The organism is Streptomyces sp. NPDC040410 (genome assembly GCF_055595715.1).
The window spans coordinates 205,568-228,381 of record NZ_JBVIVK010000012.1 but is presented as its reverse complement, the minus strand read 5'-3'; the positions used below and the strand labels follow the sequence as shown (position 1 = coordinate 228,381).

Genomic DNA, 22,814 nt, shown 5'->3' with positions numbered 1-22,814 from the left:
CGCAAACGAAGGACGATTTCATCCCCCCGTCACATTCGGGTTCTGGTCGTCTATCGGGTCCGGCAACGTCGTGGCTGGTCACGCCCACGCGGCGGAGCCGCATACCGCCCCGGCCCTCAAGGCCTACGTCCTCACCCGGAGACGGCAGAAACGGGTCGTCTGTGCCTGGTTCTGGTTGTCGTCGCTTGCCAGGAGCACCGTCAGACTGCCCCTGCTCCGGCCCGTGATCACCATTCCCTCGATGTTGTCGAGGAGAGGGTTGGGCTGGGGCTGCTTGGCGGTGGCGCCCAGGGGCGGGCAGGTGGCGATGTCCGCCAGTGGTGTCTTCTTGATCAGCCGCACTCCGTCCTGTCCGGAGGGACCGGCGGCGGTCAGGCAGGCGGCCGCCGCCAGGCCGGCGGCGGCGGTCGCGAGTACGGCTCTCAGGGGCATGATCACCGTGGGCCGGGTCGGTGACGTGCGGGAGGCCGCCATGCGTCAGGCGGTGGAAGCGGCCAGATCCCGGTGGATGACCTTGGCGACGCCCTGGATGGTGTTGATCCCGTAGGTCATCGTGGTGTTGCCGCGGGTGAGCACCGTGATCATGTAGTCGTGGCCGCCGCCCTTGAACGTGCCGACGCTGTGCACCCGCCAGCCGTATGTGGCGCGCTCCAGCCAGCCGTTCTTGACGTGCACCGAGACGGTGGACGGAGCGCCGTACGGCGTGCCCCAGCGCTGCGAGGAGACGACCTGGCTCATCAGCTTGCGGACGTAGTAACGGGAGTCGTCGCTCAGCACCGTGTTGTGCGCGGTGATCAGCTTGAGCAGGCGCTGCTCGTCGGTGACGTTGATCTGGGTCAGGCCCCAGTAGCCGTCCGCGCCGGGCGTGGTGTTGGCCATGTTGGCCGCGGCGAGGAAGCCCTTGATCTTCGTCAGACCCAGCTGATTCCAGAGCTTGCTGGTCGCGGTGTTGTCCGACTGTGTGATCATCGCCTTGGCGAGGGAGGTCTCGGTGCTGGTGAGGGTGCGACCGGTCTTCTGCGCGTCCCACAGCAGCGTGGCGAGGACGGTGACCTTGACGACGCTCGCGGAGTCGTAGGCCGTTGCGGGGCGGAAGGTGCACGTGGTCTTGGTGGAGCGGTCGTAGAGGCCGACCGAGATCGTGCCGCTGCGGTTCGCGAGTGCCGCTGTGATGTCGTTCCTCAGCTTGGTGGCCAGGCCCGCCGTGCCGGATGTGCAGCTGACGGTCGTGGCCGCGGCGGCGGGCGTGGCCGCCGCCACGGTTATGAGTGCGCCGGCGCCGAGGGCCACCGCGAGATGTCTCGCACGCCTGGATGTCCCGAGAGTCATGCCCCTGATGACTCACCGGGGCGTGAAAGGTTGTACGCGTCACCTGCGCCGTTGGGCAAAGGCCGGCCAAAGCGTCACCACGTCCGTCGCCGATTCAAGGGCGCGGCTCGGCTCCGAGCTCAGCTCCTGAGCCCGTACTCGTCGTGCCGGCGCAGCCAGTGCAGCTGCTCGCCCTCCTCGTGGCGGCCCATCGGGGTCCGGTCGAGGAGGCCGTAGTAGGGCATGGCAGGTTCGAGGCCGCGCGCCGTGGTGACGTACGTCCGGTAGACGGTGCCCTCCGAGAGCGCGTAGGCGCTCAACCCCGGCCCCTCGGTGACGTAGCCGAGCACGTCCGTGCCGCACAGCTCCGCCATCTGACTCACCGTCGGCGGGATGTCGCCGTCGAGGAACGGTCTCAGCTCGTCCTCCGTGTACATGAAGCCGATGTCGCGGTGGAAGTCGCTGCCGACGGTTGAGACCCAGTCGAAGCTCCAGCCCATCCGCTCCCGGTACGCGAGGAGCCTGTCGATCGGCGCGCGCGAGGAGCAGATCAGCGTCACGTCGCGGCCCTTGAGATGGACCGTGTTGGGGTCGAGGGTGTCCGCGATCGAGGAGCAGACCGGGCACCCGGCCTCGTACGATGGGCCGAACATGAAGTGGTAGACGAGCAGCTGCGAGCGCCCGTCGAAGAGGTCCGCGAGCGACTTGGACCCGCCCTCGGTCTCGAATCTGTAGTCCCTCTCGACCGGCACCCAGGGCAGCTCCCTGCGCTTTTGCGCGAGCTCGTCGCTGCGTCGGGTGAGTTTCTTCTCCTCCGCGAGCAGCTCCGCTCGGGCCGCCTCGAACTCGTCCCGTGTGCCCACCTTGTGCTCGGGCATTGCCTTTCCCTCCTCTGCGGGAGCAGAACGGACCCGACCGGCCATGCGTCCACCGTACGCGCGCGGCGACAAAATCTCTTTGCGGAGCCCTCTGCGTTCTCACACCCGGCCGGGTACGGCACAGCGCGCGCTCACCCCGCCCCGCACGACGCGCGGGTGACATGTGCCACCGATCCACGCCCACCACGAGACCGTGCCCCCGACCGGCCTCCGCCGGCGCCCCCGACGAGGTCAACTCGCCTGGACAAAGGGTGGTTTGCCGGTTCCGGTCACCCGATCGACATGTGGAATCCATGGACAGGCTCGCATGTCCATGTCACCCTCCCGTTGCCGCCTCCATTCAACCCGCGTAGATGGGACACCCCACATGCTGGCGACACACACAGGCCGCTGGAAGTCGGTGGCGCTCGCCACCGCCGCCGTGCTGGTCGGCCTCACCGCACCGGCCCTGACCGCGACCCCGGCCGCGGCCACCACCACCGCGTACGACTCGACGTACTACAAGAACGCGGTCGGCAAGACCGGCACGAGCCTCAAGTCCTCGCTGCACACGATCATCAGCAGCCAGACCAAGCTCTCGTACTCGGCACTCTGGGAGGCCCTGAAGGACACGGACCAGGACCCGGGCAACGGCGGCAACGTCAAGCTGCTGTACTCGGGCATCTCGCGCAGCAAGTCGCTCAACGGCGGCTCCACCGGCAACTGGAACCGCGAGCACGTGTGGGCCCAGTCGCACGGCGACTTCGGCACCACGGCCGGCCCGGGTACCGACCTGCACCACATCCGCCCCGAGGACGTGACGGTCAACTCCATCCGCGGCAACAAGGACTTCGACAACGGCGGCAGCAGCTTCACCGACTCCGGGGGCAGCCTCACCGACTCGAACTCCTTCGAGCCCCGCGACGCCGTCAAGGGCGACGTGGCCCGCATGATCCTCTACATGGCGGTCCGCTACGAGGGCGACGACGGCCGGCCGGACCTGGAGCCCAACGACCTCGTCACCAACAGCAGCGTCCCCTGCCACGGTCGCCTCTCCGTCCTGAAGGCGTGGAACGACGAGGACCCGCCGGACGCCTTCGAGGAGCGCCGCAACCAGGTCATCTACGACACCTACCAGCACAACCGCAACCCGTTCGTCGACCACCCGGAGTGGGTCGAGGCGATCTGGTAGGACCCCGGAAACCGGGCGCGGTGCCCCCCGCCGCACCGCGCCTCTCCCCTGTTGCGGATCATGGACGCAGTCGTCCGGCGAAGGGGAGAAAAGAGTGGGCCACTGCCTGGAGATGAGCACCGGGGACATGCGGGACGTGATGCGTCTCCTCACCACTGTGGAGCGGACGGAGAAGCAGGAGCGGGTCCTAGGCGTCGTGCGCGAGCGGTGCGCGCGGACCGACGCGCGGTTCCGTGAACAGCACATCGACCTCGACGTGACCGTGTGCCAGGCGCTCGACGAACTGATCGACGGGGCGCCCAGCGTCGAGATGAGCCCCGCGTACACCTACGCCTTCCACGAGGTGGTGGCGTCCCACTTCTCCGACACGACCGACCTCGGGGTGTGGCGGCGGCCGTCCTGGTTCTACCGCATGGACGACGAACTGGCCCGGCACGGCGTACCGTCCGACCTGCTGCCCGGCTCGTTCCTGTTCAGCGGGCCGCCGCTCAGGCTGCCCCATCCCGGCGACGCGTTCCCCTCCGTCGGCACCCTGCCCACCCCGCGGGCGGCCGCGCTCGCCGACTCCTACGAGGCCGTACTCGGCCGTCTCGACCCCGAATACCGGGACACGGCCCGCAAGTTCGCCGAACTCATGCGGTTCGAGGCCGAGGAGTGGGAGCAGGCCCGGACGCTCGGCCAGACGCTGGACACGATCTTCTTCTGGTTCTGCTGAACCGGCCCGCCGCGGCGGTCAGCCGAGGTGCGTCGGCGCGAACATCCGCAGCAGTGCCGGCAGGACGACCACCGAGGGGCCGGGGGACGCGAGTGCCTTGACGAGGTCCTGCTCCAGGGTCTCGGGGGTCGTCCGCACTCCCGGGACCCCGAACGACTCGGCCAGCGCCACATAGTCCGGGCGGCTCAGCTCGGTCGCCGTGGCCTGGCCGAACGCGTCCGTCATGTACTCGCGCAGGATGCCGTAGCCGCCGTCGTCGACGATCAGCCAGGTGACGTTCAGGCCGTACTGCCGGGCCGTCGCCAGCTCGGCGATCGAGTACAGGGCCCCGCCGTCGCCCGACACCGCGAGGACCGGCCGGGTGGGTTCGGCGGCCGCCGCGCCCAGCGCCGCCGGGAAGCCGTACCCGAGGCCGCCGGCGCCCTGGGCGGAGTGCATGCGGTTGGGGCCCTTCGCGTCGAAGGCGGACCAGGCCCAGTACGCCAGGATCGTCATGTCCCAGAAGGAGGGCGAGTCGGCCGGCAGCGCCCCCCGCACCGACGCCAGCACGTCCTGTTCCAGGGTGAGTTCCTGGGCGTCGATGCGCTCACGCACCCGCGACAGCAGGGTCCGTACGCGCTCCCTGACCGTCTCGTCCTCCCGCGGCTCCACCGTCTCCAGCAGCGCCTGCAACGCCAGGCGCGCGTCCGCGTGGATGCCCAGCGCCGGGTGGTTGGACTCCAGCTTGCCGAGGTCCGCCTCGATCTGGATCACGCGGCCGCTGGGCTTGAACGTGTAGTAGTTCGAGGAGAGTTCGCCGAGGCCCGAGCCGACGACGAGCAGGACGTCGGCGTCCTGAAGGAAGTCCGTCGTGTGACGGTCCTCCAGCCAGGACTGGAGCGAGAGGGGGTGCCCCCAGGGGAAGGCGCCCTTGCCGCCGAAGGTCGTGACGACCGGGGCCTGGAGCTTCTCCGCCAGCTGACGAAGCTTCCCCGACGCGTCCGCCCGTACGACTCCCCCGCCCGCGATGATCGCGGGGCGCGCGGCGCGGGACAGCAGGTCGGCCGCCACCGCGGTCAGTTCGGGGCGCGGCGGCAGTTCGTCGGGGGTCGCGTCCGCCGCCGTCACCACCGGAACGGGGGTCCCGGCGAGCAGCACGTCCTGCGGGATCTCCACCCACACCGGCCCGTGCGGGGCCGTCAGCGCCGACTTCCAGGCCGCCGCGATCGCGGACGGGATCTGGGACTGGGTGCGGACGGTGTGGACCGACTTCACCACGCCCCGGAACGAGGCCGCCTGGTCCGGGAGTTCGTGGAGGTAGCCGTGACGGCCGCCGCCCAGTCCGGGGGTGGGGACCTGGCTGCTGATCGCGAGCACCGGGGCCGAGGCGGCCGCGGCCTCCTGGAGCGCGGCCAGCGAGGTCAGCGCGCCCGGGCCCGTGGAGAGCAGGAGGGGGGCCGCCTCACCGGTGACCCGGCCGTAGGCGTCCGCGGCGAAGCCCGCGTTGTTCTCCACCCGCAGGCCGATGTACCTCAGGTCGGAGCGGCGGAGCGCGTCGAACATGCCGAGGGCGTGCTGGCCGGGCAGGCCGAAGACGGTCGTCGCGCCGAGCCCGGCCAGGGTCTCCACTACCAGGTCTCCGCCGTTGCGGCCGGGGGGCGGGTTCAGCGCGGCCTCCCTCTGGGCGGGCGTCGGGCGGAGCACCAGGTCGTGGTCGTGGGTCACTTCGAGCGGGCCTCGGCAATCTGGCGGGACATGATGGTGGTCAGTTCGTACGCCGTGTGGGACGCGGCCACCGACGTGATCTCGGCGTGATCGTACGCGGGCGCCACCTCGACGACGTCGGCGGAGACCAGGTTGCAGGACGCGAGGCCGCGCAGGATCTCCAGGAGCTCGCGGGAGGTCATGCCGCCCGCCTCCGGCGTCCCGGTGCCGGGCGCGTGCGCCGGGTCGAGGCAGTCGATGTCGATGGAGATGTACAGCGGGCGGTCGCCGATGCGCTGGCGCAGCTGGTCGGCGACCTCGTCGGCGCCCCGGCGGTAGACGTCCGAGGAGGTGACGATGCCGAATCCCATCTTCTCGTCGTCGGTGAGGTCCTGCTTGCCGTACAGCGGGCCGCGGATGCCGACGTGCGACAGCGCCGACGTGTCGAGGATGCCCTCCTCGACCGCCCGGCGGAACGGGGTGCCGTGTGTGTACTCGGCGCCGAAGTAGGTGTCCCAGGTGTCCAGGTGCGCGTCGAAGTGCAGGAGGGCGACCGGGCCGTGCTTCTTCGCGACCGACCGCAGCAGCGGGAGCGCGATGGTGTGGTCTCCGCCCAGCGTCATCAGGCGGGCGCCGGTGCCGAGCAGTTCGTCGGCGGCCGCCTCGATGGTGTCGACGGCCTCGTTGATGTTGAAGGGGTTCACCGCGATGTCGCCGCCGTCGGCCACCTGCGCCAGCGCGAAGGGGGAGGCGTCCTGTGCGGGGTTGTAGGGGCGCAGCAGCCGGGACGCCTCGCGGATGGCGTTGCCGCCGAAGCGGGCGCCCGGCCGGTACGAGACGCCGGAGTCGAACGGCACGCCGACCACGGCGACGTCGGCGCGGCCGACCTCGTCGAGGCGCGGCAGCCGGGCGAAGGTCGCGGGTCCGGCGTACCGCGGGATACGGGAGGAGTCGACAGGGCCGCGGGGCGTCTCGTTGCTGCTCATCGGGAAATGCCTTCTTTCCTACGCTTCATCGCGTATGTACTGCGTCTTCCTACGACTCTACTGGGGAGCCGGGACCCGCTCTTCGGACGGGAGTTCGGGGGCCCGTCCGGCGAGGCGCTCACGCCAGGCGGCGAGGACGGCGGCGTCGGTCGGCCGGGTCGTCAGGGAGACGGCGACGTAGGCGGCCAGCGACGAGAGGAGGCCGTAGTAGACGGGCTCGTTGGCGAGGATGCCGTAGCCCGCCATCAGGCCGATGACGGCGAGGCCGCCGACCAGGACGGAGGCGAGGGCGCCCTGCGCGGTGCCGCGCTTCCACAGCAGACCGCCGAGGATCGGGACGAGGAGACCGCCGACGAGCAGGTTGTACGCCACGGTCAGCGCCTCGACCACGTTGTTGAGGGCGATCGCCGTGCAGATCACGGCGAGACCCATGACCAGGATGAAGGCGCGGTTGCCCCTGACCTCGTCGTGTTCCCCGCCGTCGGCCTTCACGACGCCCCGCAGGCGGGACCAGATGTCGTTGTTGGCGACGGTCGCGCAGGCGATGAGCGCGCCGGAGGACGTCGACATGACGGCGGCCAGGGCGGCGGCGAGCACCAGTCCCCTTACGCCGACGGGGAGTTCGTCCTTGACGATGGTCGCGAAGGCGTCGTCGGCACTGGCGAGGTCGGGGTAGAGCACCTTGGCGGCGGTGCCGATGACGGCGCCGGCGAGGGCGTAGGCGAGACAGTAGGTGCCGGCGACCGTGCCGCCCCACTTCGCCGTCCGGTCGCTGCGCGCGGTGAACACGCGCTGCCAGATGTCCTGCCCGATGAGCATGCCGAAGGTGTAGATCAGCACGTAGGTGAAGATCGTCTCGCCGCCCATGCCCAGCGGGTCGAAGTACTCGGTGGGCAGCTTCGCCTTCATCTCGGAGAAGCCGCCCGCCTTCACGACGGCGATCGGCAGGAGCAGGAGCAGCACGCCGACGGTCTTCACGACGAACTGCACCATGTCGGTGAGCGTGATCGACCACATGCCGCCGAGCGTCGAGTAGGCGACGACGATCGAGCCGCCGAGGACGATCGCGACGGTCCGGTTCATGTCGAAGAGGACGTCGAAGATCGTGGCGTACGCGATGGTGGAGGTCACCGCGAGCATGAGGGTGTACGCCCACATGACGACGCCGGAGATCACGCCTGCCCGGCCGCCGTAGCGCAGGTCGAGCATCTCGGAGACGGTGTAGACCTTGAGGCGGGCGATGCGGGCGGAGAAGAAGACGGAGAGGGCGAGCAGCCCGAGGCCGATGGTGAAGACCATCCAGGCGCCGGAGAGGCCGTACTGGTAGCCGAGTCCGACGCCGCCGATGGTGGAGGCTCCGCCGAGGACGATGGCCGCCATGGTGCCGGAGTACATCGCGGGCCCGAGCCGTCGTCCGGCGACGAGGAAGTCGCTCTTCGACCTGGCGCGCCGCATGCCCCACCAGCCCATGGCCAGCATGCCGGCGAGATAGACGACGATCACGGTGTAGTCGACGGCCATGTTGGGGCCTCCTTCGCGCACTGTCTGTGGCGTGTCGTGCAGATACCGGGGACGGTCGGCAGGGGCTCGCGGGGACATCCGCCCGTACCCGCGGGCTGCCGGTCGGGACCGACACTAGGTGGCTGGAAAGCGACTGCGAAGTGTACGTTTCATCCATTCGAGCCGAGCCGGATGGAAGGAACGTCCATCGTGCCGGACCCTGCGGTTCCCCCCACACCGCCCGTGCCCCTCGCCGCCCTGCTGGCCCGCGAGGACCTCGCCCTGCGCCGGATCGCCGGTCCGGCCGATCCGGACATCGTGATCCACTGGGCGCACACCTCCGAGATGGCGGACCCGTATCCGTATCTGCTGGGCGGGGAGCTGCTGCTGACCGCCGGGGTACACATCCCGGAGGCCGCGGGCTCCGGTACGTACTTCGACGCGTACGTGTCCCGGATCGTGGCGGCGGGCGGCGCGGCCCTGGGGTTCGGCCTGGCCCCCGTGCACGACACGGTGCCGCGGGCGCTGGTCGCGGCCTGCGACGCGTACGGACTCCCCCTCCTGGAGGTCCCTCCGCAGACCACGTTCTCGGGCGTGGCCCGCGCGGTCTGGCAAATCATGGCCCAGGCCCGCCTGGCCGAACTCCGTCGCGTCACGGCGGCCCAGCAGGGCCTGGCGGCCGCGGCCTCCCGCCCCGACCCGGTGCCGTCGGTACTGCGCCGGCTTGCCCAGCGGGTGGGGGGCTGGTCGGTGCTGTACGGCCCGGAGGGGGCGGAGATCGCGTCGGCGGGACGGGAGCCGCACGGCGAGGGGGCAAGGGGGGCGCTGGCGGAGCTGGCGAAGGTCGTGCGTCCCGGCCGCACCCCCGCCCCCGCCTCCGCCACGGACATCTTCGCCGGCACCCACCTCGCCGCCTACGCCCTCGGCACCGGGCAGGGCTTCGTGCTGGGTGTCGCCGCCCCGCATCGCGAGCCCGGTGACCACACCATCGCCTCCGTCGCCGCCGTGCTGCTCTCGCTGCTGACCGGCGAGCACCAGAGCGGTGCGGGCGCGGAACGCTCCTCGGCGCTCGTACGGCTGCTGCTGGGCGCCGCGCCGGAGGCGGTCGCGCCGCTGCTCGGCGGAGAGCGGTGGCTCGTCGTGCACGCCCGACCGGACGCCCAGGCCCCCGACGCCGTGGCGGCCTCCGCGCTCGGCGCGGCTCTCGGCTCCCCGCTGGTCGACCTGGCGCAGGACGTCGTACGGGTTCTCGTGCCGGCCGACCGCGAACCGGCCCGGCAGCCCGGCTGGACGCTGGGCGTCAGTGCCGCCGCCGCCGCGCACGAGTGGCCCGCCGCCGACACCCAGGCCGCCCGCGCCCTGGCCCGCGCCCGCGCCACCCGTGCGGCGCTGGTCCGCCACGGCGCCCGCCCCCACCTCGCCGCCCTGGTTCCCGCCGACGAGGCCGAGGCCCACGCCCGCGCCCTCCTCGCGCCCATCGCCGCGCCCCCGGCCCTCACCGAAACCCTGCGCACCTGGCTTTCCCTGCACGGCAGTTGGGACCGAACGGCGGTCGCCCTGGCCGTGCACCGCAACACCGTCCGGCAGCGGATCGCCCGGTGCGCGGACCTCCTCGGCGCGGACCTGGACGACCCGGACGTACGCATGGAGCTGTGGTTCGCCCTGCGGCAACGGGACACGTGACCCACGTCCCAGGGAGCGATACGCGAAGAACTCCCACCGCCGCCTGCTCCACAATGGTGTTCATGCCGATACCCGGGACACCCAGCCGCGCCGAGCTCGTCGACCACCTCGTACGGACCCGCATCGCGGGCGACGTCGCCACGCCCCGCGAGAACAACCTCTCCCACTACCGCCAGCTCGCGAACGGCGTCCGCAACTTCTGGCTCGGCCTGGAACTCGGCGACCGCTGGACCGACGAACAGGACGTGCTCGCGGTGATGGCGGAGCGGGTCGGGGTGAACGACGACCCCGAGTACCGGTACGGCCAGGACACCATCGACCCCGAGCTGACGGTCGACGCCCTGCAGCGTCTCGCGGGCCGGCTGCGCAAGGCGGCCGACGGCCAGCAGCGGGTCCTCCTCGCCACCGGTCACCCGGGCGGCCTCCTCGACGTGCACCGCGCGACGGCCGCCGCCCTGCGCGCTGCCGGCTGCGAGATCGTCGTCATCCCGGACGGGCTGCAGACGGACGAGGGGTACGTCATGCAGTTCGCGGACGTGGCGGTGCTCGAGCACGGCGCCACGCTGTGGCACACGCACTCCGGCGAGCCGATGAAGGCCATCCTGACCGCCCTGGAGCGCTCGGGCCGCCCGCTGCCCGACCTGGTGGTCGCCGACCACGGCTGGGCGGGCTACGCGGGCCAGCACGGCGTCGACTCCGTCGGCTACGCCGACTGCAACGACCCGGCCCTGTTCATCGCCGAGGCGGAGGGCACCCTCCAGGTGACCGTCCCCCTCGACGACCACGTGCTCAGCCCGCGCCACTACGACCCGATGACGGCGTATCTGCTGGCGGAGGCGGGCCTCGCCGGCCAGGACGGACAGGCCTAGGTCCTGTCGCCGCATTCCCGTCGTCCGCCCGGAGGGCGGGCACCGCGGCGTCGGGTGCACGCACCGGACGCCGCTCCTTGACGGGCAGACCTTGGCCGACGCGGCACTGGAACTGGACACCGGCGATCGATCCGGGGGCGCGCTCGGCTCGGGCCAGCCCCCGGATCACGTCGACCGTGCCATGGCGGCGGACGGCGAGACACGCCAGGAGCTCCACGACGGGGGCTGTCACCCGCTCGGGGAAGTCGGGGGCCGGCACTGCGGCACTGCACGCCAGGTCGTCGGCGTGCACGACGAGTTCCATGAGCCGGGTCGGCAGGAAGTCGTCGAGGTCCAGGGACCAGTCGCCCCAGGACGGGACGCGGACGGGACGTACGGCGGGTGCGTCCGGCACCAGTGTCCGCAGCTGCCCCAGGGCGTCCCGTACGCGCGCGAGCAGCACCTCGTGCCCGTCGGCCGCGGCCGCCTCTCCGCCCTGCCTGATCCGTGCGCTGACGGGAGCGCCGGCGTCCGGCCAGACGACCCGCTCCAGGTAGTACTCGCGCAACGACACCACCGGCTCGGCCGGCACCGGGTCCGCGAGCAGCCCCGGGAGGCCGGTTCCGGCCAGAAGGTGTGCCCGGCGAGCCCCCGGACGCTGAACTCCCTGAGCGCGCCGGGCTTGTCCCAGGCGGCGGCGACGGCGGGCCCGGACAGCAGCTCGAGTGTGCGGTCCGCCGCCTCCGGGAAGGCCTCCCGGATCCGTCCGCCCCGCCAGTTCCAGGTCTCCGACGTGACTGTCATGGACCCATCGAACCCGACCCGGGGCGGCCGCGGCCAGGGAGTCACTGCCTGGGGACGCGGACCAGGCCCTCCTGGATGACCGAGACGGCGAGCCGGCCGTCCTGCGTGTAGATGCGGGCCTGGCCGAGGCCGCGGCCGCCGTGTGCCGACGGCGACTCCTGGTCGTACAGCAGCCATTCGTCGGCCCGGAACGGACGGTGGAACCACATCGCGTGGTCCAGCGACGCCCCGACGACGTCGCCGACCGCCCAGCCGCCGCGGCCGTGCGCGAGGAGGATCGAGTCGAGCAGGGTCATGTCGGAGACATAGGTGGCCAGCACGACGTGCAGCAGGGGGTCGTCAGCGAGCTTGCCGTTGGTGCGGAACCACACCTGGGAGTGCGGCTCGCGCGGCTCGCCGAACTTCCCGTACGGCGGCTCGTCGACGTAGCGCAGGTCGATCGCCTGGCGTGACTCCAGGAACCTCTCGAGGATCTCGGGAGCGAGATGGTCGTAGCCCCGCAGACGTTCCTGCGAGGTGGGAAGGGTCACCGGATCGGGGGCGGGCGGCATGGGGGCCTGGTGGTCGAGGCCTTCCTCGTACGTCTGGAAGGACGCCGAGAGCGCGAAGATCGGTCTGCCGTGCTGGACCGCGACCGCCCTGCGCGTGGTGAAGGAGCGGCCGTCGCGGATGCGCTCGACGTTGTAGACGATGGGCGCGCCCGGGTCTCCCATGCGCAGGAAGTACGCGTGCAGGGAGTGGGCGTGCCGGTCCGCGGGGACCGTACGTCCGGCGGCGACCAGCGCCTGCGCCGCCACCTGTCCGCCGAAGACGCGGGGGACCACGGCGGAGCGGGACCGGCCGCGGAAGATGTTCTCCTCGATCTGCTCCAGGTCGAGCAGATCGAGGAGATCGTGGAGTGCCTGGCTCATGACGTCCAGTTGTATCGGCCAGTAGGTGCGGTGGGCTTACAGACCCATGTCCTTCGCGATGATCGACTTCATGATCTCGCTGGTGCCGCCGTAGATGCGGTTGACGCGGTTGTCCGCGTACAGGCGGGCGATCGGGTACTCGTTCATGAAGCCGTAGCCGCCGTGCAGCTGGAGGCAGCGGTCGATCACGCGGTGGGCGACCTCGGTGCAGAACAGCTTGGCGCTGGCGGCCTCGGCGGGGGTCAGCTCGCCCGCGTCGAGGGCTTCGAGCGAGCGGTCGGCCACGGCCTCGGCGGCGTCCACCTCGGCCTGACAGGCGGCCAGCTCGAACTTGGTGTTCTGGAAGTGGGCGACCGGCTTACCGAAGACCGTGCGCTCCTGGACGTACTCCTTGGCGAACCGGACGGCGGCCTTGGCCTGCGCGTACGCGCCGAAGGCGATGCCCCAGCGCTCGGAGGCCAGGTTGTGGCCGAGGTAGTAGAAGCCCTTGTTCTCCTCGCCGAGCAGGTCCTCGACCGGGACCTTCACGTCGACGAACGCCAGCTCGGCGGTGTCGGAGGTCTTCAGGCCGAGCTTGTCGAGCTTGCGGCCGACGGAGTAGCCCTCGGACTTGGTGTCCACGGCGAAGAGGGAGATGCCGAAGCGGCGGTCCTCGGCCGTGGGGGCGGACGTGCGGGCGCAGACGATCACGCGGTCGGCGTGGACACCGCCGGTGATGAAGGTCTTGGCGCCGTTGAGGACGTAGTGCGTGCCGTCCTCGGAGAGCTTGGCGGTGGTCTTCATCCCCGCGAGGTCGGAGCCGGCGCCCGGCTCGGTCATCGCGAGGGCCCACATCTCCTCGCCGGAGACGAACTTCGGCAGGAACCGCTTCTTCTGCTCGTCGCTGGCGAGCATCTTGATGTAGGGCAGGCCGAGCAGCACGTGCACGCCGGAGCCGCCGAACTGGACGCCCGCGCGGGAGGTCTCCTCGTAGATGATGGCCTCGAACTTGTACGAGTCGATGCCGGCGCCGCCGTACTCCTCGTCCACGCGGATGCCGAACACGCCGAGCTCGGCGAGCTTGTAGTAGAAGTCGCGCGGCGCCTGGCCGGCGGCGAACCACTCGTCGTACACGGGGACGACCTCGGCCTCGATGAAGGCCCGGAGGGTCTCCCGGAACGCCTCGTGATCCTCGTTGAACACCGTACGGCGCACCGCCGCCACCTCCACCTGGCTCAAAGGGTCCATATCTAAGCGCTTGCTCAGATCATTACCGTACCGGCCGGTAGGGAGAGGCGTCCAGAGGGGTCGGCGCGTAACGCTCGTCACGCCCCGGCAGCCGCGAAGGCCCCTCTGGCCATCCGGTGCAGCAGCGCCGCCGTGCCCACACGGCCCGGGAGCGCACCCGGACGGCCCAGGTGAGGGGTGGAGTTCAGGAGGCCGAACACCGAGTGGACCGCCGAGCGGGCCGACGGTTCGGCCAGCTCGGGGTACACCTCGCGGACCACCTCCACCCACAGTTCGACGTACTGCCGCTGAAGCTGGCGCACCAGCTTGCGGTCGGTGTCCCGGAGGCGGTCCAGCTCGCGGTCGTGCAGGGTGATGAGGGGACGGTCGTCGAGCGCGAAGTCGATGTGGCCCTCGATGAGCGAGTCGAGGACCGCCTCTGGGGCCACCCCGTCGGCCTCCTGCAGGCGCCGCTTCGCGCCGGTCAGCAGCTGACCGCTGATCCCGACGAGCAGCTCGGCGAGCATCGCGTCCTTGCCGGCGAAGTGCCGGTACAGACCCGGTCCGCTGATGCCGACAGCGGCTCCTATCTCGTCGACTCCGACGCCGTGGAAGCCGCGCTCGGCGAACAGCCGGGCGGCCTCCTTCAGGATCTGTTCGCGCCGCGTGGGGGCGTCGGTTCTGGTGGCCATGGAAGCAATTCTAGACAGGGAGGTTAGCGCTCGTTAACCTGAAGGAAATGGTTAACGCTCATTAACAGTCGATCGCTGGGTGAGGGGACCGCAGGATGCAACAGGCACCGGAGCTGACGAGCGCGGAAGATCCCGCGTCGGAGGCCTGGCGGGCCAACGAGCAGGCACACCGCGCGCTCGTCGGGGAACTGCGCGGCAAGCTGGCCGCGGCCCGGCTGGGCGGCGGCGAGAAGGCGCGCGCCCGGCACACCGCGCGCGGGAAACTGCTCCCGCGCGACCGGGTGGACTCGCTGCTCGACCCGGGCTCCCCCTTCCTGGAGCTGGCGCCGCTGGCCGCCGACGGGATGTACGACGGACAGGCCCCGGCCGCCGGCGTCATCGCCGGGATCGGGCGGGTGGGCGGACGCGAGTGCGTGATCGTCGCCAACGACGCCACCGTCAAGGGCGGCACGTACTACCCGATGACCGTGAAGAAGCATCTGCGCGCGCAGGAGGTGGCCCTGGAGAACCGCCTGCCGTGCCTCTACCTCGTCGACTCCGGCGGGGCCTTCCTGCCCATGCAGGACGAGGTGTTCCCGGACCGCGAGCACTTCGGGCGGATCTTCTACAACCAGGCCCGGATGTCCGGCGCCGGGATCCCGCAGATCGCGGCGGTGCTCGGGTCCTGCACGGCCGGCGGGGCGTATGTCCCGGCCATGAGCGACGAGGCCGTCATCGTCCGCAACCAGGGCACGATCTTCCTCGGCGGGCCCCCGCTGGTGAAGGCCGCCACCGGTGAGGTCGTCACCGCCGAGGAGCTGGGCGGCGGCGAGGTCCACGCGCGCGTGTCGGGCGTGACCGACCATCTCGCGGAGGACGACGCGCACGCGCTGCGGATCGTGCGGAACATCGTCGCCACGCTTCCCGCGCGCGGGCCGCTGCCGTGGTCGGTGGAGGCCTCCGTGGAGCCGAAGGTGGACCCCTACGGGCTCTACGGCGCCGTGCCCGTCGACCCCCGCACCCCCTACGACGTGCGCGAGATCGTCGCGCGCGTGGTCGACGGCTCCCGCTTCTCCGAGTTCAAGGCCGAGTTCGGGCAGACCCTCGTCACCGGCTTCGCGCGGATCCACGGCCACCCGGTCGGGATCGTCGCCAACAACGGCATCCTCTTCTCCGAGTCCGCCCAGAAGGGCGCCCACTTCATCGAGCTGTGCGACCAGCGCGGGATCCCGCTGGTGTTCCTGCAGAACATCTCCGGCTTCATGGTGGGCAGGGACTACGAGGCGGGCGGTATCGCCAAGCACGGCGCCAAGATGGTGACCGCGGTGGCGTGCACGCGCGTGCCCAAGCTGACGGTGGTGGTCGGCGGGTCGTACGGCGCGGGCAACTACTCGATGTGCGGCCGGGCGTACTCGCCCCGCTTCCTGTGGATGTGGCCGGGCGCCAAGATCTCCGTGATGGGCGGCGAGCAGGCCGCGTCCGTGCTGGCCACCGTCAAGCGGGACCAGCTGGAGGCGGGGGGCGAGCAGTGGCCGGCCGAGGAGGAAGAGGCCTTCAAGGCGCCGATCCGCGCCCAGTACGAGCGCCAGGGCAACGCCTACTACGCCACCGCCCGCCTCTGGGACGACGGCGTGATCGACCCGCTGGAGACCCGGCAGGTGCTCGGCCTGGCACTGACCGCGTGCGCCAACGCGCCACTGGGTGACCCCCAGTTCGGCGTTTTCCGGATGTGAGGGGACCCATGTTTGACACGGTGCTTGTGGCCAACCGGGGCGAGATCGCGGTCCGCGTCATCCGGACGCTCCGGGCCCTGGGCGTGCGCTCGGTGGCCGTCCACTCCGACGCCGACACGAATGCGCGGCACGTCCGGGAGGCCGACACGGCGGTACGGATCGGACCGGCGCCGGCCGCCGAGAGCTATCTGTCGGCGGAGCGGATCCTCGATGCCGCGGCCCGCACGGGAGCGCAGGCCGTCCACCCCGGATACGGCTTCCTCGCGGAGAACGCGTCCTTCGCGCGCGCGTGCGCCGAGGCCGGGCTGGTCTTCATCGGACCGCCGGCTGACGCCATCTCCCTGATGGGCGACAAGATCCGCGCCAAGGAGACGGTGAAGGCAGCCGGGGTGCCGGTGGTCCCCGGGTCCACCGGCAGCGGACTGACGGACGATCAGCTCGCCGGCGCGGCACGCGGGATCGGCATGCCGGTGCTGCTCAAGCCGTCCGCCGGCGGCGGCGGCAAGGGCATGCGGCTGGTGCGGGACGTCTCCGTACTGGCCGACGAGATCGCCGCCGCCCGCCGCGAGGCCCGCGCCGCCTTCGGCGACGACACCCTGCTCGTCGAGCGGTGGATCGACCGGCCCCGGCACATCGAGATCCAGGTCCTGGCCGACGGCCACGGGAACGTGATCCACCTGGGCGAGCGCGAGTGCTCCCTCCAGCGCCGTCATCAGAAGATCATCGAGGAGGCGCCGTCGGTCCTGCTGGACGAGGTCACTCGCACCGCGATGGGCGAGGCCGCGGTCCAGGCCGCCCGCTCCTGCGGCTACCGGGGCGCGGGCACGGTGGAGTTCATCGTCCCCGGCGGCACTGCGCCCATCGGGGGGACACCCTTCGAACCGCCCGTGTCGTCGTTCTACTTCATGGAGATGAACACCCGCCTCCAGGTGGAACATCCGGTCACCGAGCTGATCACGGGCCTGGACCTGGTGGAGTGGCAGCTGCGGGTCGCGGCAGGGGAACGACTGCCCTTCGCCCAGGAGGACATCACCCTCACCGGGCATGCGATCGAGGCCCGGGTCTGCGCCGAAGACCCCGCCCGCGGCTTCCTGCCCTCCGGCGGCACGGTCCTCAGGCTCCACGAACCCCAGGACGACGGCGTCCGCACCGACTCCGGGCTCAGCGAGGGCACCGAGGTCGGCAGCCTGTACGACCCGATGCTGTCGAAGGTGATCGCGTACGGGCCTGACCGGGAGACCGCGCTCAGGAAGCTCCGGGCCGCTCTGGCGCGGACGGTGACGCTGGGCGTGCAGACGAACGCGGGGTTCCTGCGGCGGCTGCTCGCGCATCCGGCGGTCGCGGCGGGCGAGTTGGACACGGGGCTGGTCGAGCGGGAGGTCGCGGGGCTCGTGGCGGCCGAGGTGCCGAGGGAGGTCTACGCGGCGGCGGCGCTGCTGCGCCAGGCCGCGCTCGCCCCCGCGCACCGTCCCGGCTGGGTGAATCCCTTCGCGGCCGCGGACGGCTGGCGCCTGGGCGGCGAGCGGGCCTGGACGGCACATCACCTGCAGGTGCCTGGACACGACCCGGTGACCATCCGCGTGCGCGGCATGGCGGACGGCGGGGCCGAGGTGCTCCTGGACGGGGAGGACACCCCGCTGCGGGGATCCGGGGGCCTGCCCCCGCGGCCGGGAGACGAGCCCCGGTTCACCTGCCCGCTCGACGGCGTCACCCACACGTTCGCCGCGCTGCCGGACGGCACCTGGCTGGGCCGTGACGGCGACGCCTGGCACGTGCGCGACCACGACCCGGTCGCCGAGTCCCTCACCCGCGGGGCCCACGCGGGCGCCGACTCGCTCACCGCGCCCATGCCCGGCACGGTCACGGTCGTCAAGGTGGCCGTGGGCGACGAGGTGGCGGCCGGCCAGAGCCTGCTGGTCGTCGAGGCGATGAAGATGGAGCACGTCATCTCCGCCCCGCACGCCGGCACGGTCGCCGAACTGGACGTCACACCGGGCACGACGGTCGCCATGGACCAGGTGCTGGCAGTCATCGCCCCGGCAGAGAACCTGGCACAGACCCCGGCAGAGGAGGAGCGATGACACTCCCGATGGCCGTCCCGGCCCAGGGCCTCCCCGCACGGGTGCGGATCCACGAGGTCGGCGCGCGGGACGGGCTGCAGAACGAGAAGGGCACCGTCCCGACGGAGGTCAAGGCGGAGTTCATCCGCCGGCTGGCCGACTCCGGTCTGACGACGATCGAGGCCACCAGCTTCGTCCATCCCAAGTGGGTGCCCCAACTCGCGGACGCGGAAGCGCTGTTCCCGCTCGTCGCCGGTCTGCCGGTCGAGCTGCCCGTCCTCGTGCCGAACGAACGCGGCCTCGACCGCGCGCTCGCACTCGGCGCCCGCCGTGTCGCCGTCTTCGCCAGCGCCACCGAGTCCTTCGCGAAGGCCAACCTGAACCGGACGGTCGACGAGGCCCTGGCCATGTTCGAGCCGGTGGTCGCCCGGGCGAAGGCGGGCCAGGCGCATGTCCGCGGCTATGTCTCCATGTGCTTCGGCGACCCGTGGGAGGGCCCGGTGCCGATCGCCCAGGTCGTCCGGGTCTGCCGGGCCCTGATCGACATGGGCTGCGACGAGCTGAGCCTCGGCGACACGATCGGGGTGGCGACCCCGGGCCACGTCCTCGAACTCCTCGCCGCCCTCGACGAACAGCGCGTTCCCACCACCGCGCTGGGCGTGCACTTCCACGACACCTACGGCCAGGCGCTCGCCAACACCCTGGCCGCGCTCCAGCACGGCGTCACCACCGTCGACGCCTCGGCGGGCGGTCTCGGCGGCTGCCCGTACGCCAAGTCCGCCACCGGCAATCTCGCCACCGAAGACCTCGTGTGGATGCTGCGGGGGCTCGGCATCGACACCGGAGTCGACCTCGGCCGTCTCGTCGCCACGAGCGTGTGGATGGCCGGCCGACTGGGCCGACCCAGCCCGTCCCGCACCGTCCGAGCCCTGTCCCACGAGGACCAGGACACCAAGGAGCAGTGACCGTCATGGACCACCGACTCTCCCCAGAGCTGGAAGAACTCCGGCGCACCGTCGAGGAGTTCGCGCACGACGTCGTCGCGCCCAAGATCGGCGACCTCTACGAGCGGCACGAGTTCCCGTACGAGATCGTCCGCGAGATGGGCCGCATGGGCCTGTTCGGGCTGCCGTTCCCGGAGGAGTACGGAGGCATGGGCGGCGACTACCTCGCCCTCGGCATCGCGCTGGAGGAGCTGGCCCGCGTCGACTCGTCGGTCGCCATCACCCTGGAGGCGGGTGTCTCGCTGGGTGCGATGCCGATCCATCTCTTCGGCACCGAGGAGCAGAAGCGCGAGTGGCTCCCCCGCCTCTGCTCGGGCGAGATCCTGGGCGCGTTCGGGCTGACGGAGCCGGACGGCGGCAGTGACGCGGGAGCCACCCGCACCTCGGCCCGCCTGGACCCGGAGACCGACGAGTGGGTGATCAACGGCACGAAGTGCTTCATCACCAACTCGGGCACGGACATCACGGGCCTGGTCACGGTCACCGCCGTCACCGGCCGCAAGCCCGACGGCGCGCCACGGATCTCCGCGATCATCGTCCCGTCCGGCACCCCGGGCTTCACGGTCGCCGCCCCCTACTCGAAGGTCGGCTGGAACGCCTCGGACACCCGGGAACTGTCCTTCTCGGACGTGCGGGTCCCGGCGGCGAACCTGCTGGGCGAGGAGGGCCGCGGCTACGCGCAGTTCCTCCGCATCCTGGACGAGGGCCGCATCGCCATCGCCGCCCTGGCCACCGGCCTCGCGCAGGGCTGTGTGGACGAGTCGGTGAAGTACGCCAAGGAGCGCCAGGCCTTCGGCCGTCCGATCGGCGCGAACCAGGCCATCCAGTTCAAGGTCGCCGACATGGAGATGAAGGCCCATACGGCCCGCCTCGCCTGGCGTGACGCGGCCTCCCGTCTGGTGTCCGGCGAACCCTTCAAGAAGGAGGCGGCACTGGCGAAGCTCTACTCGTCCACGATCGCCGTCGACAACGCCCGCGAAGCCACCCAGATCCACGGCGGCTACGGCTTCATGAACGAGTACCCGGTGGCCCGCATGTGGCGCGACTCCAAGATCCTGGAGATCGGCGAGGGCACGAGCGAGGTCCAACGCATGCTGATCGCACGGGAGTTGGGGCTGACGAGCTGAGCAGACCACTGACAGGTCACCCGAACGGCCGAGTCCGTCCCGTCCGGCCACCGAAACGCATGGCAGCCACTGCGTTCCGTCACACGGTCAGCTCGGCGCATCAGGCGATGCACCAGATCTTCAGGGAGGATCCGGGACTGTTCACCCGGGTCCTCCCGAAGGCCGGCATCACCTTCCCGGAACCCACGGCAATCCAACCGGCGGCGAGGCCGCAGTGGACTGGGCGGAATACACCGAGATCGGTCTGGGCGACGCCCAGACACCCTCGGCACCTGGCTCGACCGTGCGGTCACGGCCGCGGACACGAGGAACTGTTCACGAAGGCATAGCCACCCCGGAACGGCCGACGCACCACAGGCTGCGCACAGGTTGGAGCGGAGGGGCGCCCACCCTCTGGACACGAGCTGAGGTTAGGCTAACCTACCTTCGAACTTGTCCGGCGGGCGCTCCGCCCCGTTCGAAAGCGGCCACACTCATGTCCAACGCCCGTGCCACCCACCTCACCCGCCGCGGCATCCTCGCCGCGGGCGGCGCCCTCGGCCTCGGTGCCGCGCTCGCGGCCTGCGGTGACGCCGAAGACAAGAGCGGTGGTTCGAGCAACGAGACGACCGCCGCCAAGTCGGGCCCGTGGACCTTCAAGGACGACCGCGGCACGACCGTGAAGCTCGACAGGATCCCGGCGAACATCGTCGCGTTCACCGGCGTCGCCGCCGCCCTGTACGACTACGGCATCTCGGTCAAGGGCGTCTTCGGACCGACCAAGACCGCCGACGGCAAGGCCGACGTCCAGGCCGGCGACATGGACATCAGCAAGGTGACCGTCCTCGGCAACGCCTGGGACCAGTTCAACGTCGAGAAGTACGCGGCGCTCGCGCCCGAGGTCCTCGTCTCCACGATGTTCGACGACGCCGGCACCCTCTGGTACGTGCCCGAGGCCTCCAAGGACAAGATCTCCAAGCTGGCCCCCAGCGTCGGCATCTCCGTCTACGACCGCCAGCTCACCGAGCCGCTGCAGCGCGTGTGGGAGCTCGCCGAATCGCTGGGCGCCGACATGACGGCCGCCGCGGTCACGGACTCCAAGAAGAAGTTCGAGGCGGCCGCCACCCGGCTCCGCGCGGCCGCCAAGGCCAAGCCCGACATCAAGGTGATGGCCGGCTCCGCGAGCCAGGAACTCTTCTACGTCTCCGGCACCGACCTCTCCATCGACCTGGAGTACTTCAAGGCCCTCGGCGTGAACTTCGTCGAGCCCTCGGAGAAGGCCAAGGCCGAGGGTGGCGGCTGGTACGAGAGCCTGAGCTGGGAGAACGTCGACAAGTACAAGGCCGACATCATCATGATGGACGACCGCTCCTCGACCATCCAGCCGGCCGACGTCACCGAGGCCACCTGGAAGAAGCTGCCCGCGGTCAAGGCCGGCCAGGTCATCGCGCGCTCCCCCGAGCCGATCCTGTCGTACGACAAGTGCACCCCGCTTCTCACCGACCTCGCCGCGGCTCTCGAGAACGCGAAGAAGGTCAGCTGACCCCCGCCCTTCCTGACACGCCCTGCCCCTCAGGAGCCCTCATGACGACGGCCGTTGCCGCCCCGTTCCGTTTCTTCTCCCTCCAGGTCGTACGGACGAGGCGGCTCGGCCCGTCACTGGTCCGGGTCACCTTCGCGGGGCCCGACCTGGCCGCGTTCCACTCCGAGGGGCGCGACCAGAGCCTGTCCCTGTTCCTGCCGCACCCCGGCCAGCGCGAACCGGTCGTCCCCATCGAGCTGGGCGACGGCTGGTGGCAGGCGTGGCGTGAACTCCCGGACGACGTACGGGCGGTGATGCGCTCGTACACGCTCCGGGAGCTGCGCCGCGACGCGCACGGGCAGCCGACGGAGATCGACATCGACTTCGTCCTGCACGGCGTCGAACCAGGCGCGGCCGTCCCGGCGGGCCCCGCCTCCCGGTGGGCCTCTCGGGCCGCCGCCGGCGAGCGCGTCCTGCTGCTCGGCCCGGCGATCGCGGACAACCGGGCGATCCGTTTCCGGCCCCCCGAGGACACCGACCTGGTGGTCGTCTGGGGCGACGAGACCGCCGTGCCGGCCGCGTCCGCGATCGTCGAGTCGCTGCCGGCCGGCACCCGCGCGCGGGTCTGGCTGGAGGTGCGCGACGCCGGGGACATCCAGGACCTGGCGACCGAGGCGGACGCCGAGATCACCTGGCTGGTGCGCGCACAGCACGGCCAAGACGGCGTGGAGACACCCCACCGCCTTGAGGGCGTGGGCGGTGCCCCCACCCCCATGGCTCTCCACGCGATCCGCTCCGCCGGGCTCCCGCCCGCCGAGCACCCGTACGTGTGGATCGCGGGCGAGTCGAGCTGCGTGAAGGCGCTGCGCCGCCACTTCGTCGGCGAACGCGGGGTCGACCGCCGGCGGGTGACCTTCGTCGGTTACTGGCGGCAGGGGCTGAGCGAGGAAGAGCTGCGCGAGCGCGAGTAGCCGCGCTCGAAGTGACGGCGGTCACGGGAGGGACGGAGTCTGGAGTATCAACTT

Annotated in this window: 19 protein-coding genes and 1 pseudogene; 10 read left to right on the top strand and 10 right to left on the bottom strand. The window is 71.2% G+C overall.

From position 1 onward, the window contains the following. Window positions 1-123: 123 nt before the first annotated feature. The 3 genes and pseudogenes from ACZ562_RS24305 to ACZ562_RS24295 all read right to left on the bottom strand — a co-directional run. Window positions 124-357 (bottom strand): annotated as a pseudogene (locus tag ACZ562_RS24305) (esterase-like activity of phytase family protein); the annotation flags it as partial. 120 nt (window positions 358-477) lie between these two features. Further along, window positions 478-1,329 carry a serine hydrolase gene (locus ACZ562_RS24300; RefSeq protein WP_471182737.1) on the bottom strand — a complete coding sequence of 284 codons (852 nt, stop codon included), beginning with the start codon at window positions 1,327-1,329 and terminating at the stop codon, window positions 478-480. 119 nt (window positions 1,330-1,448) lie between these two features. Beyond that, complete coding sequence (locus tag ACZ562_RS24295; RefSeq protein ID WP_471182736.1) at window positions 1,449-2,186, bottom strand: DUF899 domain-containing protein; 738 nt, start codon at window positions 2,184-2,186, stop codon at window positions 1,449-1,451. 367 nt (window positions 2,187-2,553) lie between these two features. Between ACZ562_RS24295 and ACZ562_RS24290 the strand changes: the two genes are divergently transcribed. Both ACZ562_RS24290 and ACZ562_RS24285 read left to right on the top strand, forming a co-directional pair. After that, window positions 2,554-3,357: an endonuclease I family protein gene (locus ACZ562_RS24290; RefSeq protein ID WP_471182734.1), complete on the top strand. Its 804-nt coding sequence runs from the start codon at window positions 2,554-2,556 to the stop codon at window positions 3,355-3,357. A 112-nt stretch (window positions 3,358-3,469) separates the two neighbouring features. Then, window positions 3,470-4,072 carry a DUF7691 family protein gene (locus tag ACZ562_RS24285; protein ID WP_471182733.1) on the top strand — a complete coding sequence of 201 codons (603 nt, stop codon included), beginning with the start codon at window positions 3,470-3,472 and terminating at the stop codon, window positions 4,070-4,072. An 18-nt stretch (window positions 4,073-4,090) separates the two neighbouring features. On the opposite strand, the gene ACZ562_RS24280 is transcribed toward ACZ562_RS24285, so the two are convergent. The 3 genes from ACZ562_RS24280 to ACZ562_RS24270 are packed head-to-tail and all read right to left on the bottom strand — an operon-like array spanning window position 4,091 to window position 8,262. Beyond that, on the bottom strand, window positions 4,091-5,776 hold the full coding sequence (locus ACZ562_RS24280; RefSeq protein WP_471182731.1) for a thiamine pyrophosphate-binding protein: 1,686 nt from the start codon (window positions 5,774-5,776) through the stop codon (window positions 4,091-4,093). Then, entirely contained in the window at window positions 5,773-6,741 is a 969-nt protein-coding gene (speB, locus tag ACZ562_RS24275; protein ID WP_471182729.1) for an agmatinase, read from the bottom strand. The genes ACZ562_RS24280 and speB overlap by 4 nt, the downstream gene beginning before the upstream one ends. Window positions 6,742-6,798: 57 nt before the next feature. Continuing rightward, a complete protein-coding gene (locus ACZ562_RS24270) occupies window positions 6,799-8,262 on the bottom strand; it encodes a sodium:solute symporter family protein (protein ID WP_471182726.1) in 1,464 nt (487 codons plus the stop codon). Between the two features lie 171 nt (window positions 8,263-8,433). Here ACZ562_RS24270 and ACZ562_RS24265 point away from each other — a divergent pair, with 171 nt between their 5' ends. Then, entirely contained in the window at window positions 8,434-9,924 is a 1,491-nt protein-coding gene (locus ACZ562_RS24265) for a PucR family transcriptional regulator (RefSeq protein WP_471182724.1), read from the top strand. 62 nt (window positions 9,925-9,986) lie between these two features. After that, entirely contained in the window at window positions 9,987-10,793 is an 807-nt protein-coding gene (locus ACZ562_RS24260; protein ID WP_471182721.1) for a phosphatase, read from the top strand. Here the strand turns inward: ACZ562_RS24260 and ACZ562_RS24255 are convergent. The 4 genes from ACZ562_RS24255 to ACZ562_RS24240 form a co-directional block, all read right to left on the bottom strand. Next, a complete protein-coding gene (locus ACZ562_RS24255) occupies window positions 10,714-11,364 on the bottom strand; it encodes a maleylpyruvate isomerase N-terminal domain-containing protein (protein ID WP_471182718.1) in 651 nt (216 codons plus the stop codon). The two genes, ACZ562_RS24260 and ACZ562_RS24255, sit on opposite strands and share 80 nt — an antisense overlap. 253 nt (window positions 11,365-11,617) lie before the next feature. Further along, the gene (locus ACZ562_RS24250; RefSeq protein WP_471182715.1) at window positions 11,618-12,487 is read right to left on the bottom strand and encodes an acyl-CoA thioesterase; all 870 of its coding nucleotides are present in this window, start codon (window positions 12,485-12,487) and stop codon (window positions 11,618-11,620) included. A gap of 36 nt (window positions 12,488-12,523) precedes the next feature. Next, window positions 12,524-13,681 (bottom strand): acyl-CoA dehydrogenase family protein, encoded by a 1,158-nt coding sequence (locus ACZ562_RS24245; protein WP_471182875.1) that lies wholly within the window; start codon window positions 13,679-13,681, stop codon window positions 12,524-12,526. A 110-nt stretch (window positions 13,682-13,791) separates the two neighbouring features. Beyond that, entirely contained in the window at window positions 13,792-14,385 is a 594-nt protein-coding gene (locus ACZ562_RS24240; protein ID WP_471182712.1) for an SACE_7040 family transcriptional regulator, read from the bottom strand. A gap of 95 nt (window positions 14,386-14,480) precedes the next feature. Here ACZ562_RS24240 and ACZ562_RS24235 point away from each other — a divergent pair, with 95 nt between their 5' ends. The 6 genes from ACZ562_RS24235 to ACZ562_RS24210 all read left to right on the top strand — a co-directional run bounded on the left by ACZ562_RS24235 (window position 14,481) and on the right by ACZ562_RS24210 (window position 22,760). Continuing rightward, window positions 14,481-16,097, top strand: coding sequence for a carboxyl transferase domain-containing protein (locus tag ACZ562_RS24235; RefSeq protein WP_471182709.1), 1,617 nt, complete (start codon window positions 14,481-14,483; stop codon window positions 16,095-16,097). 8 nt (window positions 16,098-16,105) lie between these two features. Beyond that, complete coding sequence (locus ACZ562_RS24230; protein WP_471182706.1) at window positions 16,106-18,178, top strand: acetyl/propionyl/methylcrotonyl-CoA carboxylase subunit alpha; 2,073 nt, start codon at window positions 16,106-16,108, stop codon at window positions 18,176-18,178. Continuing rightward, complete coding sequence (locus tag ACZ562_RS24225; RefSeq protein ID WP_471182703.1) at window positions 18,175-19,122, top strand: hydroxymethylglutaryl-CoA lyase; 948 nt, start codon at window positions 18,175-18,177, stop codon at window positions 19,120-19,122. The genes ACZ562_RS24230 and ACZ562_RS24225 overlap by 4 nt, the downstream gene beginning before the upstream one ends. Window positions 19,123-19,127: 5 nt before the next feature. Further along, window positions 19,128-20,288: an acyl-CoA dehydrogenase family protein gene (locus ACZ562_RS24220; protein ID WP_471182700.1), complete on the top strand. Its 1,161-nt coding sequence runs from the start codon at window positions 19,128-19,130 to the stop codon at window positions 20,286-20,288. A 475-nt stretch (window positions 20,289-20,763) separates the two neighbouring features. Continuing rightward, on the top strand, window positions 20,764-21,810 hold the full coding sequence (locus ACZ562_RS24215) for an ABC transporter substrate-binding protein (protein ID WP_471182697.1): 1,047 nt from the start codon (window positions 20,764-20,766) through the stop codon (window positions 21,808-21,810). A 41-nt stretch (window positions 21,811-21,851) separates the two neighbouring features. Then, the gene (locus ACZ562_RS24210; RefSeq protein ID WP_471182694.1) at window positions 21,852-22,760 is read left to right on the top strand and encodes a siderophore-interacting protein; all 909 of its coding nucleotides are present in this window, start codon (window positions 21,852-21,854) and stop codon (window positions 22,758-22,760) included. The last annotated feature ends 54 nt before the right edge of the window (window positions 22,761-22,814 follow it).